Genomic DNA, 19,543 nt, shown 5'->3' with positions numbered 1-19,543 from the left:
GCCGCCGGCAATTATCCAACAGTTATCAACCCCGGTTTACCCCAGGATCATCCCGGCGATGGTGGCCGAGAGCAACGAGGCGAGCGTGCCTCCCAGAACGGCCCGCATACCGAATTCGGACAGGGTTTTTCGCTGTCCCGGGGCCAGGGAACCGATGCCCCCGATCTGGATGCCGATGGAGGCGAAATTCGCAAAGCCGCAGAGCATGTAGGTGGCCATGATGATGGATTTCTGGTACCCCAGGCCGGTGGAGCCTGCCCCGTCCTTGAGGTCTGCCAGCTGGATATACCCTACAAATTCGCTGGCGGCCAGCTTGATCCCCAGCAGCTGCCCCATCTGCATCATATCGTCTGCGTGTACGCCGATCAGCCACATGAGCGGGGCAAAAACGGCCCCCAGGATGGCTTCGAGCGACAGGTTCTCGTAGGGCGTTCGTTCGGCGATCCAGGCATTGATGCCTGTTGTTCCCCCGGTCCAGTCCAGTATTCCGTTGATCATGGCGATAAAGGCTACGAACACCAGGAGCATGGCCCCGACGTTTACGGCCAGTTTCAGGCCTTCGGTTGTGCCGTTTGCAATGGCGTCCAACAGGTTACTCCCGATTTTTTCATCCGTGATCCGGATGACGCTGTCCACCGGCTCGGTCTGGGGATACAACACCTTGGAAACGACGATTGCCCCGGGGGCTGCCATAACGGACGCGGCAATCAGGTGGCGGGCAAATTCCAGGCGGAGTGCCGGATCGTTCCCCCCCAGGAACCCGATATAGGCGGCTAATACGCCCCCGGCTACCGTGGCCATGCCCCCGATCATCACCAGCAGGATTTCCGATCGGTTCATTTTTTCCAGGTAGGCCTTGATGAGCAGCGGGGCTTCCGTCTGCCCCAGAAAGATATTCCCTGCCACACTGAGGCTCTCCGGGCCCGAAATACCCAGGGAACGCGTCAGGAGCCAGGCCAGCCCGCGAACTATTTTCTGGATGACGCCCAGGTAATAGAGTACCGAGGTAAGGGCCGAAAAGAAAATGATCGTCGGCAAAATCTGGAAGGCAAATACATAGCCGATATTCGGATTGTCCAGGTCCATCAGGTTCCCGAAAATAAAGGTGCTCCCGGCCAGGGTGTATTCCAGGATGCTGTTGAAAAACCCCCCGAGCATATTAAAAAACCACTGGACGGCCGGTATTTTCAGGATGCCGATGGCCAGGAGCAGCTGGATGCCCAGGCCGATACCTGCGGTTTTCCAGTTGATCCGTTTGCGGTTGGCACTGAATGCAAAGGCGAGGAGCAGCAGGACGGCCATGCCCAGTGCCCCGCGGCCAAGCGATTCCAGGGTAAACCCCTGATTGGGCACTGCCTGGCTGGGTTGCGCGTCATTCAACAGGGTGGTGTCCAGGGCGGTGCTGGCCAGGCTGTCCACCTGGGCGGATAATTGATCGGGAAAGGCCAGGGCAAACCCGGTGATTCCGAGGCATGCGATCGCTTTGAACCGGATAGTCCTTGACAAACTATTTGCGTTTGGAGATTTCATCCCGCAATTTGGCCGCCTTCTCGTAGTCTTCACTGGCTACGGCCTTGTCCAGTTCGGCGCGGAGCTCCTCGAGGGTCATTTCCTTATAGGCCGACGCAGCCCCGGAATCGATTTCCACGGCTTCGCTTTCCTGGAGGATTTCATCCACCACAATGCTGTCGTCCCCGGTTTCTTTCTCTTTATCCTTGGAGGAAAACTTCAGGTAGATACCCGCCTTGTCCAAAATGGTTTTGTAGGTGAAAATCGGCGCCCCAAACCGCAGGGCCAGGGCAATCGCGTCGCTGGTACGCGCATCGATGATTTCTTCGATTTTATCCCGTTCGCAGATAATGCTCGAATAAAATACGCCGTCTACCAGTTTGTGGATGATCACCTGCTTGATTACAATATCGAAACGGTCTGCGAAATTCTTGAAAAGGTCGTGCGTGAGCGGCCTGGGCGGCTTGATTTCCTTTTCCAGGGCAATCGCGATGGATTGCGCCTCGAATGCACCGATCACGATGGGGAGTTTTCGATCCCCCTCCACCTCATTCAGGATCAGGGCATAGGCCCCGTTCTGGGTTTGACTATAGGAAATTCCTTTTATTTTCAACCGTACAAGGCTCATAGATCGTTCGCGCAATTAAAAAAGGCTGTTAAACAACAGGGACGGGTTATTTAACAGCCCTATTAAAGGGACAAATTAACAAAAATTAGGCGTTTTCGGCCTTAAACTCCTTTAATTTTTCGATGAGTTCCGGGACGACTTCAAAGGCGTCGCCAACCACTCCGTAATCGGCGGCCTTAAAGAAAGGCGCCTCCGGATCGTTGTTGATAACCACCTTGACTTTCGAAGCGTTCACCCCGGCGAGGTGCTGGATGGCCCCGGAGATCCCGATGGCGATGTAGAGGTTGCTGGCCACGGGCTTCCCCGTCTGGCCGACGTGTTCGCTGTGGGGCCGCCATCCCATGTCGGAAACCGGTTTGGAACAGGCGGTAGCCGCCCCGAGAACCTCTGCCAGTTCTTCTACCATCCCCCAGTTTTCAGGGCCTTTCAGGCCGCGGCCGCCGGAGACGACAATTTCCGCATCGGCAATGGCGATCTTGTCGGTGGCCTTGTCCACGGAAACCGATTTTGTGCTGAACAGGGAATCGGGGAGTTCCGGGGAAAAGGCTTCCGCGGTGGCGTCCCCGTTTTTTTCCACGGCCCCGAATGCGTTGTTGGACACCCCGATGATTCCCAGGGTGCCGTCTAGCTGGGTATGAGCAAAGCCCTTGTTGCTGAATACAGTCCTGCGGACCACGATCGGGTCCGTCTGCTCGGGCAGGCCCACGACGTTCGGGGCGTATCCCGCCTTGAGGACCCCGGCCAGTATAGGAGCCATAAACCGGGCATCCGCGCTGGAACTGACCACGATTACGGTTGCCCCGGCCTGGGAGGCCGCTTGTTTTACTACGGCCGCCGCCGCCCGGGCATTAAAAGTTTCCAGACGGGGTTCGCTTACTTCGAGCACCCGGGAAATGCCGTAGGTGCCCAGCGCCCCGGGGTCCGATGGGTTGATGGCAACTGCCACGGCCTCGGTACCGAGTTTTTCGGCCAGGGCCGCGGCGTAGCTGGCCACTTCCCAGGCATTCTTTTTGAATTTACCTTTATCTGTTTCTGTATATACGAGTACTGACATGTCTGAATGTTTTTGGTTGAGCGAGCGTGCCCGTAACGGGCCGCTGCAGCAGCGGTTTAAATGACTTTGGCTTCCTTGTGGAGCAGATCTACGAGTTTGTCAAGCTCGCCCGGGTCCACGAGTTTTACATCGCCTTTCGGCGCTGGTTTTTCGAAGCGTTTGTCCTCGGTTCCCGGTTGCATGTCCACGGGGGAAACCACGCTGAGTTTTTTCTGACGCGCCATCATGATCCCCCGCATATTCGGGATCCGCAAGTCGCTCTCTTCCACAAGGCCCTTTTGGCCGCCGATAATCAGCGGCAGGCTGGTTTCCAGGGTTTCCTTTCCGCCGTCGATTTCCCGTACGGCCGTGGCTTTGGTGCCGTCGAGCTCCAGCCCGATGCAGTTATTGACGAAGTTCATATCGAGCAGGGCGGAGATCATCCCGGGGACCATGCCACCGTTGTAGTCGATGGACTCCCTCCCGGCAATCACCAGGTCGTACCCCCCGTTTTTGATCACCTCGGCCAGCTGCCGGGCCACAAATAAGCCGTCTTTCGGCTCCGCGTCGATGCGAATGGCCTCATCGGCCCCGATAGCCAGTGCCTTCCGCATGGTAGGTTCCACAGCGGCCGTCCCGACGGTGGCTACATGCAGGGTTGCGCCCTGCTTCTCCTTAAGCCACATGGCCCGCGTCAGCCCGAATTCGTCGTTCGGGTTGATGACGAACTGCACGCCGGTGGTATCAAAAGCAGTCTGGTCTGCCGTGAAATTGATTTTGGAGGTAGTATCGGGCACATTGCTGATACAAACTAATAGCTTCATATTTTCAATAGCTTTAGGATTGAAAGTGGCTGCTAAGATAGCCAATATATTTCAGAAATACTATGCATGCATAGTAAAAATTTCCTGATTTTTTGAAGTCGCCGCCCCGTATTTTGCGCGATATTTTTCTATTTTTGTGGGCATTTTGTTACCGAATTGCGAACCAGCGAACACCCAGATAACATGAAGACACTACAATTTAGAGAAGCCATTGCCGAAGCCATGTCCGAAGAGATGCGGCGAGACGAATCCATTTACCTGATGGGCGAGGAGGTGGCCGAGTACAACGGGGCATACAAGGCTTCCAAGGGCATGCTGGACGAATTCGGTCCCAAGCGCGTGATTGACACCCCCATTTCCGAGCTTGGTTTTGCCGGTATCGGCGTGGGATCTGCCATGAACGGCAACCGGCCGATCATTGAATTCATGACGTTTAACTTTGCCCTGGTCGGTATTGACCAGATCATCAACAACGCCGCAAAAATGCGGCAGATGTCTGCCGGGCAATTCAATATCCCCATCGTTTTCCGGGGCCCGACCGCTTCCGCCGGCCAATTGGCGGCCACGCACTCCCAGGCGTTTGAAAGCTGGTACGCCAACTGCCCGGGGCTTAAAGTGGTGGTGCCTTCCAATCCGAAGGACGCCAAGGGGCTGCTTAAAGCCTCCATCCGGGACGACGACCCGGTAATCTTTATGGAATCCGAACAGATGTACGGGGACAAAGGGGAAGTCCCGGAAGGGGAATACACGATTCCGATCGGGGTGGCGGAGATTAAACGGGAAGGAACCGACGTCACCATCGTTTCCTTCGGAAAGATTATCAAAGAGGCCTACGCAGCGGCAGAAAAGCTGGATTCCGAAGGGATATCCTGTGAAATCATCGACCTGCGGACCGTCCGGCCGATGGACCATGAAACCATCCTGGAATCGGTCAAAAAAACAAACCGCCTGGTGATCCTGGAAGAGGCCTGGCCCTTCGGAAATGTGGCTACCGAGATCACCTACCAGGTACAGCAAAAGGCATTCGATTACCTGGACGCCCCCATCATCAAATTGAATACCGCGGACACCCCGGCACCCTATTCGCCGGTCCTGCTGCAGGAATGGCTGCCCAACAGCGAGGACGTAATCGCCGCTGTTAAGAAAGTGTTATATAAGTAATCGGCACCGCTTGCTGCCGTATATTAGCCCCGCCGGAAAGGTCCGGAGGGGCTGCTGACAGGTTATGGCCCGGCGCGCCTGCACCACCCTCATCTCCCCGGACCCTGCCGGAAACCTCATGCCCATTCGAATTTCGACGCATGTCCGTACGCCGCTATCTGTTCCCAATCCTGTTGCTGTTCGCCTGCCAGGTGCTTTGGTCCCAAACCAAGGCCGGGGGGCTGGTGGTAGATGCATCCGGAGACCCGGTGGCGTTTGCCAATATCCTGTTTGCGGGCTCGTCCGAAGGCACCATTACCAATGACGACGGCAGGTTTTACCTGGAGTCTGAGGCCGTCTGGGATACGCTGGTGGTTTCCTACATCGGGTATGCCACGCGGCGGATCGTTCTGGAGCAGCGGGTCAATACGGGCCTGCGGATTGAGATGGAGGAATCCGGGGAGGAGCTGGACGAAGTGGTGGTTTACATGGGCCGGCAACCCAAAAAAGACAATCCGGCCATCGACATCCTGCGGAAAATCTGGGAGAAAAAGCGCCGCAACGGCGTGAAGCTTTTTGACCAGTACGCCTACGACACCTACGAGAAGATTGAGTTTGACCTGAATACCATCGACAGCAGCCTGATGGAGAGCCGCGTATTCCGGGGGCTGGAATTTATTTTCGAAGACCTGGATACCTCCCGGATCACCGGCAAGACCTACCTGCCGATATTCCTGAACGAGAAGTTCTCCCGGGTCTACGGGGACAACCGGATCGGGGAGGAGCGCACAGACGTGCTGGGCAACAAAAATTCCGGGTTCAGCAACAACCAGGCAATCATCGCCTTTGTACAGGACCTCTATTCGGAATACGACATCTACGACAACTACCTGAAGTTTTTCGACAAGAGTTTTACCAGCCCGCTTTCAACCACGGGGGTGGACACCTATAATTATGTCCTGGCGGATTCTGCCTTCCTGGGAGACAAGTGGTGCTACAACATCATCTATTACCCGCGGCGGAAAAACGAACTGACCTTCAAGGGGGATTTCTGGGTAAATGACACCACCTACGCGGTTGCCAGGATCAACCTGGCCGTGACGCGGAGTGCAAATATCAACTGGGTCAAGGAAATTTACATCGAACAGGAATTCGACGTGCTTTCGGACTCGGTTTTCCTGCTCAAAAGGGATTACATGCTCAGCGATTTTGCGCTGAACAAAAAGGAGGAATCCCGGGGGGTCTACGGCAAGCGCACCACCGTTTACGACAACTATGTCTTTAATCGTCCCAGGGGGCGGGCATTCTACAAGGGGGAATCCGACCCTTTCGACCCTCGGGTGTTCAACCGGGACGACGCTTTCTGGTCCGCCAACCGGCTGGAAGCACTCAACAAGGACGAACGGGGGATCTACACCTTGCTGGACACGCTGCGGACGGTGCCGAAATTCAATACCTATTACAACCTGGTCAGCATCCTGGGTTCCGGTTACGTGGAGATCGACAAATGGAACCTGGATCTGGGAAACATCTACAGCGTTTTCGGGTACAACGATGCAGAGGGTGTCCGTCTGAGGGGTGGGGCGCGGACCTATTTCGGGCAGAACGACCCCTGGCGCCTGGAGGGGTATATGGCCTATGGCTTCCTGGACAAAAAAGTCAAGTACGGGATCTCGGGTAAATGGTTGCTGGACCGCAAAACCCGGCTGATACTCTCGGGGGGCAACCGCCGCGACATCGAGCAACTCGGGCTGAGCCTGACCGCCACCAACGACGTGCTCGGCCGGAGCGTGGCTTCCTCGGCCGTATTTACCGTGGGGAATAACAACCGGTTGACAAACATCAACCTGTCTACCCTGGCGGTGGATATAGAACCCCTGGAGAATTTCAGGATCCGGTTCGGGGGATCGCTGCGCACGCTCCGGTCTGCCCTGCCGGATGTTTTCAGCCTGGACTACCTGGATCCGGAGGCCCCGGGGGGCGTCGCCTCGGAGGTCAGGCAATTCGACCTGACCACCACGCTCATCTACACCCCGGGGAAGGAAACCATTGGCTACGGCGTGGAACGTCGGGATGTGAACGACACCTACAGCACGCTTTTGCTGCATTATACCCAGGGGTTGCAGGGATTTTTGGAAAGCGATTTCGACTACCGCAAGGTGCAATTCTCCTATTCCCAGCCCTGGCAGGTGGGCGGCATGGGGAGGTTGTTGAGCACCGTGGAGGTCGGGAAGACCTTTGGGGAGGTCCCCCTGGTGATGCTCAACGTGGTACCCGGGAACCAGACGCTGTTTTCCATCTACAATACCTTCCCGAACCTGGATTTTTACGAATTCGTTACGGACACTTACGCTTCCCTCCACCTGGAGCACAACTTCAACGGCCGACTGTTTTCGCGCATCCCGCTGCTGCGCGACTGGAACCTGCGGGAAATTGTCGGGCTCCGCGGGGTCTGGGGGCAGCTTTCCGAGGCCAACCAGCTCCTCAACAGCCCGGCCAATATCCCCCTGCAGGCCCCGGATGACTCCATCTACTGGGAGTACAGCGTGGGGGTGGGCAACATCTTCAAGATCTTCCGGATCGATTTCAATTTCCGGGGGAACTACCTGGATAATCCGGATGCCCGGGCTTTCAGCGTTACCGGCGCCTTTGGCTTCCATTTCTGATTTCCGGACGGCAAACGGCTGTTTTTTCGTAGTTTTGCAGCCCGGGGCGAATCCCGGATAACCGGGTGGTGCCAACCGCCGGTGCGGGAGCCGCCACCGCCTACAATCTCTGCCTATGACAAACAATGATGAGGTTACTTTTGACGTACTGATCGAAATCCCCAAAGGGAGCCGGAATAAGTACGAATACGATTTTACCCTGAACAAAATCCGCTTTGACCGCACGCTTTTTTCTTCCATGATGTACCCCGGGGATTACGGGTTTGTGCCCGAGACGCTGGCGCTGGACCAGGACCCCCTGGATGTATTGGTGCTGACCACGGAACCCGCCTACCCGATGGTGGTCATGAAGGTGCGCCCTATCGGGGTGTTCCACATGACGGACGAAAAAGGGCCGGACGAGAAGCTGATCTGCGTGCCCCTGAACGACCCGATCTGGAGCCTGAAGGGGGATATCAGCGATTTGAATCCCCACCGGCTGAAGGAAATCGAGCATTTTTTCCAGGTTTACAAGGATCTCGAGGAGAAGAAAGTGGATACCGGTGGCTGGGGCAATGCGGAAGAAGCCCGGGAAATCTACCGCAGTTGCGTCCGGCGCTATGAGGACAGCGAATACAAAACCATCCGGAAATTCATGATCTGACCGACGGCCCTGCGCACCGCAAAGCCCTTAATCCCGCATGGTTAAGGGCTTTTTTTATTGTCCGGTATTTTACTACATTTGCTCGCGCTTAAAATGTTAAAAAAAGTGCAACACTTTCAGATTACATTAACGAAACTATACTGACTACATTATGGAACAAATCGTGAAATTCTTACCAGCCTTCGGCGTCCTGGGGCTGCTCTTTGTCCTGGTGAAGAACGCCTGGGTATCCAAGCAGGAAGAAGGGGATGCCAAAATGGCCCGGATTGCCAAAAATATTGCCGACGGGGCCATGTCATTCCTGAAGGCGGAGTACAAAATCCTTTCGATTTTTGTCGCTGCCGTGGCGGTTCTGCTATTCTTTAAGGGGCAGAATGAAGCCGGTTCCAACGGCATGGTTGCCGTGTCCTTTATCGTCGGGGCCATTTGCTCCGCCCTTGCCGGGTTTATCGGGATGAAGGTTGCCACCAAGGCGAATGTACGCACCACGCATGCCGCCCGGACCTCCCTTGGGAAAGCCCTGGAAGTAGCTTTTGCAGGCGGATCCGTCATGGGGATGGGTGTCGTCGGGCTCGGCGTACTGGGCCTGAGCGGTTTGTTTATGATCTACAGTGCCCAGGGTTGGGGGATCGATGAGGTCCTTAACGTCCTCTCAGGATTCTCCCTCGGGGCTTCTTCCATTGCCCTGTTTGCCCGTGTGGGCGGGGGTATCTACACCAAGGCCGCCGATGTGGGGGCCGACCTGGTCGGGAAGGTGGAAGCCGGCATCCCGGAAGACCACCCGCTGAACCCCGCTACCATCGCCGACAACGTGGGCGATAACGTGGGGGACGTTGCCGGGATGGGGGCCGACCTGTTCGAGTCCTATGTGGGCTCCATCATCGGTACCATGGTACTGGGGGCTTCTTTTGTGGTCCTCCCGGAGTTCCAGGGGGCATTTAACGGCCTGGGGGCCGTTTACCTGCCGCTGGCACTGGCCGGTGCCGGAATCGTCATGTCCATTATCGGGACCTTCTTTGTCCGTGTGAAGGACGGCGGTTCCCCGCACAAGGCCCTGAACATCGGGGAATTCGGATCGGCAGCCCTGATGCTGGTGGTTTCCTATTTCCTGATTGGCGCCATGCTTCCGGAAACATGGACTGAAGGCGGTCGGGAGTTTACTTCCATGGGCGTCTTTTTGGCGACAATCGCCGGCCTGGTGGCCGGTTTGCTGGTCGGGAAGGTCACCGAATACTACACGGGAACCGGGACCAAGCCGGTGAACGCCATCGTGCGGCAGTCCGAGACCGGGTCCGCCACGAATATCATCGCCGGCCTGGGCGTGGGGATGATGTCCACGGCTATCCCGATTTTACTGATCGCTGCCGCAATCCTGGTATCCCACTACTTTGCCGGGCTTTACGGGATTGCCATCGCAGCCGTTGGGATGCTGGCGAACACCGGGATCCAGTTGGCCGTTGACGCATATGGCCCGATTTCCGATAATGCCGGGGGGATTGCCGAAATGGCTGAACTGCCCGGGGAAGTGCGGGAGCGCACCGACAAACTGGACGCCGTGGGGAATACCACAGCTGCCATTGGAAAAGGATTTGCGATTGCCTCTGCCGCCCTTACGGCCCTGGCCCTTTTTGCCGCGTTCATGAAAACGGCAAAAGTCACCGCGATCGACGTTTCCCAGCCGGATATCATGGCAGGTCTCCTGGTGGGCGCCATGCTGCCCTTTGTGTTCTCGGCCCTGTCGATGAATGCCGTGGGGCGTGCCGCCATGTCGATGATCGAAGAGGTCCGCCGGCAGTTCCGGGATATCCCCGAGTTGAAGGCCGCCCTTGCCGTCATGCGCAAGTACGATGCGGATATCTCCAAGGCCTCTGCGGCCGACCGGAAGATATTTGACGAAGCCGACGGGAAGGCGGAATACGAGAAATGCGTGGAAATTTCTACCAAGGCCTCTATTAAAGAGATGGTACTTCCCGGGCTGCTGGCCATTGCTGTACCTGTCGCGATTGGCTTTATCGGGGGTGCGGAAATGCTCGGAGGCCTGCTTGCAGGGGTTACTTCCGCAGGCGTATTGATGGCCATCTTCCAATCCAATGCCGGGGGTGCCTGGGACAATGCCAAAAAGATGATCGAAGAGCAGGGCCGCAAAGGCACGGATGCCCACAAGGCAGCCGTGGTTGGGGATACCGTCGGGGATCCGTTCAAGGATACCTCGGGACCCTCCCTGAACATCCTGTTGAAGCTGATCTCTGTGGTGGCGCTGGTTATCGCCCCGAGTATCGCGCTGTCCTCGGACGGTCTGGCGGCTTATTCGGAAGGCAGCGAAGTCCAGAAGCAACTGCAGGTGCAGATGGATGAGAATGAGGACGGCACCGTTACGGCCTACGTGACTACCACCACCAGTGTAGACGGGGAAAAGACTGTTGAGGAGGTGACTTTCACCGGGACGGAGGAAGATGTAAAAGTCAGCCTGGAAAACTACACCGAGGCTGAAGCTTCAGTTGAAGTCCAAAAAGACGTGAAAAAAGTGAAAAAGGTGGTGGAGGAATAAAATGACCTCCTGGGTCTTAAACCCTTTACCTGAAGAACGAACCCCGGCCGCAAGCCGGGGTTTTTTTGTGGCAGGCCCCGAATAATCCGGATCGCGTTTGCCCGTCAAGGCCAGCTGTGCTATCTTCATGGGCCATGGAGTACGAAGACCTGATCAACCTGGGCATTGCATTCGGACTGGGGATGCTCACCGGCTTGCAGCGGCAGCACGCCGACTCAAAGATGGCCGGGGTGCGTACTTTTACATTGATTGCCATGCTCGGGGTGCTGTCCGGAATGCTCAGCCGGGTGTATGACAGTCCGCTGATCATGCCGGCATTCGGCCTGGTGCTCGGGGGGTTGCTGATTACCGCGAACGTGATCAAGAACGGCCGCTCGGACACCCCGGACATCGGGCAGACCACGGAGGTGGCCGCCCTGCTGATGTTTGCCATCGGGGCCTACCTGGTCATGGGCGAACGGATGATCGCGGTGGTTACCGGGGGTGCCTTGGCAATTCTGCTCTACCTCAAGGACAAACTCCACGACTTTATCGAAGACCTGCAGGAAAAAGACCTGGCGGCCATCATGACATTTGCGGGGATTTCCCTGGTCATCCTGCCGTTGTTGCCCAACGAAACCTTCGGCCCCCTGGATGTGCTCAACCCGCGCAGCATTTGGCTGATGGTTACCCTGATTGTGGGCATCAGTGTGGTGGGATATTTTATCTACAAATTCATGGGTGCCAGGGCAGGCACCATCTCCGGGGGCATCCTGGGGGGGCTGATCAGCAGTACGGCCACTACGGTGAGTTATGCCCGGAAAACCAAGGAATCCGGCGCGGTACACATCATGGCGGCTTTTGTCATCGTGGCCGCTTCCGCGGTTGCCGTGATCCGAGTGCTGGTGGAAGTGGGGGTGGTTATCCCGCAACACCTGCCCGCAATGATCCTCCCATTACTGGCCGAATTCCTGGTGCTCGTCGGAATCTGCGTCTGGATTTACCTGCGCATGAACCGGGACGATTCCGTGGAGTCCGTCCCGGAACCTAAAAATCCGGCCCAGTTCAAAAGCGCCCTGATATTTGGCCTGCTCTACGGCCTGATCCTGTTGGCAGTGGCATTTATCAAGCAGGAGTACGGGAACGAAGCCCTGTACGGCCTGGCGGTCATTAGCGGGCTCACGGACGTGGACGCCATTACGCTCTCCCTTTCGCAGCTTATGCGGCAGGATCGCCTGGAAATCTCCACGGGCTGGAAACTCATTTTGCTGGCATCCCTCTCCAACCTGGCTTTCAAGGGGGCCATGGCGGCCGTGCTGGGTACCCGGAAGCTGGGGCGTTGGATCGGTATCTCCTTTGGGTTGGGGATAGGGGCCGGCCTGCTGATTATCTGGCTCTGGCCGCAAAACTGGCATCTCTGATATGGGTTGGCTGGGGAGGAAAGACCCGCTGCAGATCGTGGCTTTCCAAAGCTACGGCACGAAAAACCGCCTGTATATCCGCGGACGGGCACTGGAGGATGAGACCATCGACCTGGCTCAGAAGGGGATCGTCAAACTCCTGCTGAACAGCTGGAAACGCTTTGAGACCGATGAAATCCGGCATACGCCATTGACCATCCGGCTCCCCGACGACCGCTGCTTTGAGGTGGAAACGGGTTCCGACGGGTATTATCTGCTGGACGAGCAGGTAGACGGACTCGGAAAACTGGTGAACCGGGAGGGCTGGGTACACTTTGAGATTTCGTTCCGCACCGAAAAGCTCTCCCGCCCGGTCCTGGGGGAAAACCGGTTTCCCGGGGCGCTGATGATCCCAGCCGTGGGCGCCCAATACGGGGTGATCACCGACATCGACGACACGATCCTGCACACCGGGGTAACGTCCTACCTGAAGTGGCAGGTTATTGCCAATACGCTATTCAAAGGGGTGGAAAGGCGCCTGCCGCTAAAGGGAGCCCCGGAACTCTACCACCGGCTGCACCGGGGTCGCGACGGCCAGAGTGCGAATCCCGTTTTTTATGTAAGCCACAGCCCCTGGAACCTGTATCGCTACCTGGAATTCTTCCTCAGCAATAACCGATTTCCAAAAGGTCCCATCCTCTTGCGGAGTATGGCCAGTTTCTGGAAGCGGAAGAAACAGGACGTGCCCCAGAAGCGGCACGAGATCGAGAATATTTTTAAAACCTACCCGGACATGCCGTTTATCCTGATAGGGGACAGCGGGGAGCGGGATGCGGATATCTACCTGGCCATTGCCCGGCAGTTTCCGGGGCGGGTACTGGCCATCTACCTGCGCAGTGTGCGGCACACCAAAAGGATGCAGCGCGTCCGGGACCTGATTGCCGAAAACACGCATATTCCCATATTACTGGTGGACCAGTCCGAGGAGGTGATCCGCCATGGGGAGTCGATCGGCATTATTTAGAAAATGTACCCCGGCAAGCAGCGCGGCCAGCGGGAAGTTACGTCTTGCAAAACGCCCGGCGGCAAGTCCCGTCTTGCGGAACGACCAACGCGTAGTTACGCCTTGTGAAAGGGCCTGCGGGCAGATCCGGGCTCGTCGGGGGGGGGGGCGGAACTAGAACAACCCGTGGATTTCCGCATCGATGCGGTTGATGACCTCCCCGAGGTGTTCCGGGTTGTCCACAAAGTTCAGTTTGTCGACATCGATAATCAGCAACTTGCCTTTTTCATAGCTGTGTACCCAGGCCTCGTAGCGTTCGTTGAGCCGGCTGAGGTAGTCGATGGAAATGGAATTTTCGTATTCCCGCCCCCGGTTGTGGATCTGGTTGACCAGGTTCGGGATGGAACTGCGCAGGTAGATCATCAGGTCCGGCGGCATCACCAGGGTTTCCATCAGTTCGAATAAACTCGTGTAATTCTGGAAATCCCGGTTGGTCATCAGCCCCATCGCATGCAGGTTCGGGGCAAAAATATGGGCGTCCTCGTAGATGGTCCGGTCCTGGATGACGTCCTTCCCGCTTTCGCGGATTCGCAGAATTTGCCGGTACCGGCTGTTGAGGAAGTAGATTTGCAGGTTGAAACTCCACCGCTCCATCTGGGTGTAAAAATCATCCAGGTAGGGGTTGTCCACCACATCTTCAAAATGCGCATCCCACTGATAGTGTTTGGAAAGCAATTTGGTTAGGGTGGTTTTCCCTGCGCCGATGTTGCCGGCAACCGCAATATGCATACGTTTGTTCTTTCGGTTGGTAACGTCTGAAAAGGGCACACAATATACGAAGTATCGCCGGACCCTGAAAGGATGGGGACGCGAATTCGGGGTGCTAAAAACCCGCTCCCGCCGGGTTTCAGATTCCGGCCAATTCATTACCTTTGCGCCATTGTTTTCCAGAGGACAGATTTGACTGATTGCAACCTCTGATCCGGAATTGAGCCGGACCACCAAAAATGCTAAAGCAGTTTGCTCCGCTCTCAGGGCGACAGTCAATGCGCTTTTTGCATCCCCGCGATCCGTCGGCTGTCTCGCATTAAAAACGCGCACATGCCGTATTTATTCACATCCGAATCCGTAAGCGAGGGACATCCCGATAAGGTCGCCGACCAGATCAGCGATGCGCTCCTCGATAATTTCCTCGCCTTTGACGCCGAGAGCAAGGTTGCCTGCGAAACCCTGGTGACCACCGGGCAGGTGGTCCTGGCCGGAGAGGTCAGGAGCCATACCTACGTAGACCTGCAACAGATTACCCGGGAGGTGATCAACGACATCGGCTATACCAAAGGCGCCTACCAGTTCAGCGGGGATTCCTGCGGGGTGATTTCCCTTATCCACGAGCAATCCCAGGAAATCAACCAGGGGGTGGACCGGGGGGATAAAAAACTTCAGGGTGCCGGGGACCAGGGCATGATGTTCGGGTATGCCACCCGGGAGACCGACAATTATATGCCCCTGGCGCTGGACATCGCCAACCGGATCCTTCAGGAGCTCGCCGCGCTTCGCCGGGAATCCGATGCGATTCCGTATCTGCGCCCGGACGCCAAGGCACAGGTAACCATCGAATACTCCGATGACGACCAGCCGCAGCGTATCGATACGATTGTCATCTCCACCCAGCACGACCCGTTTGACCCGGACGACGCCGCAATGCTGGCCCGGATCAAGAAGGACCTGCTGCAAATACTGATTCCCCGGGTAGTGGCCGGCCTGCCAGAACGGTTGCGGGGCCTGTTCGACGAGCGGATCAAATACCATATCAACCCGACGGGTAAATTTGTTATCGGCGGACCCCACGGGGATACGGGCCTCACGGGCCGTAAGATCATCGTGGATACCTACGGGGGCAAAGGTGCCCACGGAGGCGGTGCCTTCAGCGGCAAGGACCCGAGCAAGGTAGACCGAAGTGCGGCTTATGCTGCCCGCCATGCGGCCAAAAACCTGGTGGCAGCCGGGGTGGCCGACGAGATCCTCGTACAGGTGAGCTATGCCATTGGGGTGGTGGAGCCAACCTCCATCAACGTAACGACCTACGGCACCTCCAGGGTTAATCTCACCGACGGGCAGATCGGGGCGAAAGTTGCCGAACTGTTCGATATGCGGCCCTTTGCCATTGAGGAAAGGCTGAAGCTGCGAAACCCCATCTACCTGGAGACCGCCGCCTACGGACACATGGGCAAAGAACCCCGCGTGGTTACCAAGGTGTTTGAATCCCCGTACAACGGGCGGGTGACCAAGGAGGTGGAACTCTTTACCTGGGAGAAGCTGGACGCCGTGGACGCGGTCAGGGAAGCCTTTGGCCTGTAGCCGGTGGTGTTGGCCCGGGCCAAAGGCATCGGGCTGGGACAAAAAGCTTTGCCTATTAAATTATTCGGCCCGAAATTGGGAATTTCCCTTATGGCATCCCTATATTTGCCGAGACGTTCACATATATACTGACTCGTTATCAAGAAAGGTGGAGGGACTAGACCCAGTGAAGCCTTGGCAACCCTTCGCACAATCGAAGAAGGTGCTACATTCTAACCCGGACCGGGATCGGGGCCAGCTGGCTGCCGCGGTGCGGGGCAGATAACAACCGGGCGCTGCCCCGCTTCCATTTTCTTTTTAACGCCGACATTTAAAGCAATCCGTATTCCGGATGGGTGCCCAACGGACGCCCCGGACGGAACGGCCTTCAAATAAAACCATGGAAGCATCGCCATTGCAACATATCCAGTTAAACGCCTTTACCACCGAAAAAGGCGTTACCCAGCAGATCGAGCTGTCGTACCAGCTCTTCGGGAGGAAACTCCACACGGCCCCCGTTGTGCTGGTAAACCACGCCCTCACGGGAAATTCCAACGTCGCCGGGCCGGACGGCTGGTGGACGTCCCTGGTGGGCCCGGGCAAGTGCATCGACACGGAGACTTACACGGTACTCTGTTTTAATGTTCCCGGAAACGGCTATGACGGTTTCCTGATAGAGAATTACAAGGATTTTATCGCCGGGGACATTGCGCGCATCTTCCTCCTGGGTCTGGAATACCTCGGCATCCACAAGCTCTTTGCCCTGATTGGCGGCTCCCTGGGGGGCGGGATTGCCTGGGAGATGGCAGCTCTGCGCCCGGATTTGGCAACCCACCTGATCCCGGTGGCTTCCGACTGGAAGTCGACAGACTGGCTCATCGCCAATTGCCAGATACAGGAGCAATTCCTGGTAAATTCCTCCCAACCCGTACACGATGCGCGGATGCACGCCATGCTCTGTTACCGGACCCCCGAGTCGTTTAAGCAGCGTTTTCGCCGGAGTACAAACGAGGAGTCCCGGTTGTTCAACGTCGAAAGCTGGCTGCTCCACCACGGCAAGAAGCTGCAGGAACGTTTTCAGCTGGCGGCTTACAAGCTCACCAACCAGCTCCTGAAGACCATCGATATTACAAGGGGCGGGGAAGAGGCCTTCCAGCGGCTCCAGCAAAGCGCCACGCATATCCATATCATCGGGGTGGATTCCGATTTGTTTTTTACGGCTGCCGAAAACAAGGAGACCTATAAACAGCTCGCCCAGGTCAATTCCAATGTCACCTACGGGGAAATCCATTCCGTGCACGGGCACGATGCCTTCCTGATAGAATTCGACCAGATGGAACAGCTGCTGCAGGACGTTTTCGGTGGCACCGGACAGCGTCCCCTGAAGGTGCTGAAGTTCGGCGGGAAATCCCTGGCCAACGGCGAGGGCATTGACCGCGTCCTGGATATCATTTCGGCACGCGTAGCGGAAAAGGAACGCGTAGCGGTGGTGTTGTCCGCACGGGAAAAGGCCACGGACCAGCTCGAAGAACTGCTGGAACTGGCCGCGGACGGGAAGGATTACAGCGAGGCTTTCAGCCGTTTCGAAAACTATCAGCGGCACACGTTCTCCAATGTCGGTCTGGGGGATTCCTTTGAAGCGATTGCGAGGCTGCTGGAAGGGGTACGCCTGCTGGGCGATTACAGCCCGAAGATCAAAGACCAGGTCCTGGCCCAGGGAGAGTTGCTGTCTGCCCGGCTGATAACCAAGCTGTTGATCGGCAGGGGCCTGAACGCCGTACTCGTAGATGCGCGTGAGCTGATCCGTACGGACTCGGGCTTCGGGAACGCCCAGGTACTGGACGAAGTATCCCGGGAAAACGTCAACCGCTTTTTCTCCGGGCTCCAGGCAGACACCGTGGCCGTCGTCACGGGGTTCATCGCATCCAACGCCCTGGGGGAGACCACCACGCTGGGCCGCAATGGGAGCAATTACACGGCTTCCCTGCTGGCCAACTACCTGAACGCTGCCGAATTGCAGAATTACACCCATGTCAACGGCATCTACACGGCGAACCCGGACCTGGTCCCCGGCGCCCGGCGCATCGAACAGCTTTCCTATTCGGAGGCCAACGAACTGGCCAATTTCGGGGCGACGATCCTCCATGCCAAAACCATTATTCCGCTCCTGGAGAAGAATATCCCGTTGCGCATCCTAAATACCTTTGACGGGGACGGGGAGGGTACGCTGATCAGCGCCCGGTCCAGCCGGGACGGTATCCGCTCCCTTTCGGTCATCGAGCACGAGGCCCTGATCCACCTGGAGGGACGGGGGCTGCTCGGCAAGGTCGGCGTGGATGCCCGGATTTTCAAGGCGCTCGGACAGAGCGGGATCAATGTGGGGATTATCTCCCAGGGTTCCTCGGAACGGGGTATCGGTCTGGTGGTACGGGCGGATGCGGCGCAGCGCGCCAAGGCAGCGCTCGAAGCGGAGTTCGAGGAGGATTTTCGCAACCAGGACATCACCCGGATCCACATGACTTCGGACGTCTCGGTCATTTCTATCGTGGGGCAGGACCTGAGCACCTTCCACAAACCGTATAACGCGCTGATCCGCAACCAGGTGATCCCCTTGTTGTTCAACAATACAGTGACCGGCAAGAACGTCAGCCTGGTGGTCCGCAAAGCCGATACGCTCAAGGCGCTGAACGTGATGCACGGACAGATTTTCGGGATCAGCAAGAAGATCAACCTGGCGGTGTTCGGCGTGGGGACGGTTGGCAGCACGCTGATGCACCAGCTCCTCGCCTCGGCAGACAAGATCGAGGCGCGCAAAGGCATCCGCCTGAATGTCTTTGCGGTGGCCAACTCCACCCGGCTGTTGCTCGACGAGGCAGGCGTGGGAGCGGACTGGAGTTCCCGCTTGTCCAGCGCCCCGGAGGGTTACCAGCTTACGGAGCTGTTCGACTACGCCCGGTCGCACCACCTGGAGAACCTGGTTGCCGTGGACAATACGGCCAGCGAGGATTTTGTGGCCCGGTATTTCGATTTTGTGGAGAACGGGTTCGACCTGGTTTCCTCCAACAAGGTCGCCAATACGCTGGGATACGATTTCTACAGCCTCCTGAGGGAGGAACTCGAATCCCATCAGAAGCAGTACCTGTACGAAACAAATGTCGGGGCCGGCCTGCCGCTGATCGACACCATACAGCTCCTGCATCTGTCCGGGGAGAACATTACGCGTATCCGCGGGGTGTTTTCCGGGTCGCTCAGTTATATTTTTAATACCTTTTCCCGGGGAGGAACCTCGTTTTCTGCCTGCGTTCAGGCAGCTTTGGACAAAGGATTTACCGAGCCGGACCCCCGGGAAGACCTCTCGGGCAACGATGTGGGGCGCAAACTCCTTATCCTCGCCCGCGAACTCGACCTGCAGAACGAATTCGGGGATGTATCCATCGAAAACCTGATTCCCAAAGAACTGCGGGGCGGGACCCGGGAGGAATTCCTGGAATCCCTGTCCCAACTCGATGATCACTTCGGGGCCATCCGCGACCGGCAGGAGGCGGGCCATGTACTTCGCTATGTGGGCGACCTGTCCGGCGACTTGCAGCAGGACAAGGGCAACCTGGAAGTGAAGCTGGTATCCGTGCCCGCCGACAGCCCGCTCGGCCAGGTAAAGGATGCGGATTCCCTGATAGAGATTTACACGGAATCCTACGGGAAACGACCCCTGGTGATCCAGGGGGCGGGTGCCGGTGCAGCCGTTACCGCCCGGGGCGTTTTCGGGGACATTCTTCGCATTGCCGAGAAGGGATTTGCAGATTAAAAAACACAGCGGCGCGGGAGCCCCGCCA

13 protein-coding genes and 1 riboswitch are annotated in these 19,543 nt (G+C 57.2%); of the genes, 8 read left to right on the top strand and 5 right to left on the bottom strand.

Annotated elements, in window-relative coordinates:
- Nucleotides 1-36: 36 nt before the first annotated feature.
- The 4 genes from RB2501_RS15565 to RB2501_RS15550 all read right to left on the bottom strand — a co-directional run bounded on the left by RB2501_RS15565 (nucleotide 37) and on the right by RB2501_RS15550 (nucleotide 3,994).
- Complete coding sequence (locus RB2501_RS15565) at nucleotides 37-1,506, bottom strand: NupC/NupG family nucleoside CNT transporter (protein WP_015755836.1); 1,470 nt, start codon at nucleotides 1,504-1,506, stop codon at nucleotides 37-39.
- A gap of 1 nt (nucleotide 1,507) precedes the next feature.
- A complete protein-coding gene (locus RB2501_RS15560) occupies nucleotides 1,508-2,137 on the bottom strand; it encodes a bifunctional nuclease family protein (RefSeq protein WP_015755835.1) in 630 nt (209 codons plus the stop codon).
- 85 nt (nucleotides 2,138-2,222) lie between these two features.
- Nucleotides 2,223-3,191 (bottom strand): electron transfer flavoprotein subunit alpha/FixB family protein, encoded by a 969-nt coding sequence (locus RB2501_RS15555; protein ID WP_015755834.1) that lies wholly within the window; start codon nucleotides 3,189-3,191, stop codon nucleotides 2,223-2,225.
- 56 nt (nucleotides 3,192-3,247) lie between these two features.
- The gene (locus RB2501_RS15550) at nucleotides 3,248-3,994 is read right to left on the bottom strand and encodes an electron transfer flavoprotein subunit beta/FixA family protein (RefSeq protein WP_015755833.1); all 747 of its coding nucleotides are present in this window, start codon (nucleotides 3,992-3,994) and stop codon (nucleotides 3,248-3,250) included.
- A 183-nt stretch (nucleotides 3,995-4,177) separates the two neighbouring features.
- Here RB2501_RS15550 and RB2501_RS15545 point away from each other — a divergent pair, with 183 nt between their 5' ends.
- From RB2501_RS15545 to RB2501_RS15520, 6 genes are all read left to right on the top strand, one after another.
- Entirely contained in the window at nucleotides 4,178-5,155 is a 978-nt protein-coding gene (locus RB2501_RS15545) for a pyruvate dehydrogenase complex E1 component subunit beta (protein ID WP_041327942.1), read from the top strand.
- Nucleotides 5,156-5,295: 140 nt separating this feature from the next.
- The gene (locus tag RB2501_RS15540) at nucleotides 5,296-7,800 is read left to right on the top strand and encodes a DUF5686 and carboxypeptidase-like regulatory domain-containing protein (RefSeq protein WP_015755831.1); all 2,505 of its coding nucleotides are present in this window, start codon (nucleotides 5,296-5,298) and stop codon (nucleotides 7,798-7,800) included.
- A 115-nt stretch (nucleotides 7,801-7,915) separates the two neighbouring features.
- Entirely contained in the window at nucleotides 7,916-8,443 is a 528-nt protein-coding gene (locus tag RB2501_RS15535) for an inorganic diphosphatase (RefSeq protein WP_015755830.1), read from the top strand.
- A gap of 151 nt (nucleotides 8,444-8,594) precedes the next feature.
- On the top strand, nucleotides 8,595-10,991 hold the full coding sequence (locus tag RB2501_RS15530; protein WP_015755829.1) for a sodium-translocating pyrophosphatase: 2,397 nt from the start codon (nucleotides 8,595-8,597) through the stop codon (nucleotides 10,989-10,991).
- 134 nt (nucleotides 10,992-11,125) lie between these two features.
- Nucleotides 11,126-12,391, top strand: coding sequence for an MgtC/SapB family protein (locus RB2501_RS15525; RefSeq protein ID WP_015755828.1), 1,266 nt, complete (start codon nucleotides 11,126-11,128; stop codon nucleotides 12,389-12,391).
- 1 nt (nucleotide 12,392) lies between these two features.
- Nucleotides 12,393-13,394: an App1 family protein gene (locus RB2501_RS15520; protein ID WP_015755827.1), complete on the top strand. Its 1,002-nt coding sequence runs from the start codon at nucleotides 12,393-12,395 to the stop codon at nucleotides 13,392-13,394.
- A 153-nt stretch (nucleotides 13,395-13,547) separates the two neighbouring features.
- On the opposite strand, the gene RB2501_RS15515 is transcribed toward RB2501_RS15520, so the two are convergent.
- Entirely contained in the window at nucleotides 13,548-14,162 is a 615-nt protein-coding gene (locus RB2501_RS15515) for a deoxynucleoside kinase (protein WP_041327941.1), read from the bottom strand.
- 312 nt (nucleotides 14,163-14,474) lie between these two features.
- Between RB2501_RS15515 and metK the strand changes: the two genes are divergently transcribed.
- Together metK and thrA are read left to right on the top strand one after the other, a co-directional pair.
- Entirely contained in the window at nucleotides 14,475-15,731 is a 1,257-nt protein-coding gene (gene metK, locus RB2501_RS15510; RefSeq protein ID WP_015755825.1) for a methionine adenosyltransferase, read from the top strand.
- A gap of 133 nt (nucleotides 15,732-15,864) precedes the next feature.
- Nucleotides 15,865-15,999: riboswitch (SAM riboswitch) on the top strand.
- A 111-nt stretch (nucleotides 16,000-16,110) separates the two neighbouring features.
- Nucleotides 16,111-19,515 (top strand): bifunctional aspartate kinase/homoserine dehydrogenase I, encoded by a 3,405-nt coding sequence (gene thrA, locus RB2501_RS15505; RefSeq protein ID WP_041327940.1) that lies wholly within the window; start codon nucleotides 16,111-16,113, stop codon nucleotides 19,513-19,515.
- Nucleotides 19,516-19,543: the final 28 nt, after the last annotated feature.

The organism is Robiginitalea biformata HTCC2501, assembly GCF_000024125.1.
In the GTDB taxonomy this organism is placed as follows: domain Bacteria; phylum Bacteroidota; class Bacteroidia; order Flavobacteriales; family Flavobacteriaceae; genus Robiginitalea; species Robiginitalea biformata.
This window is presented reverse-complemented; position numbering and strand designations above follow the sequence as displayed.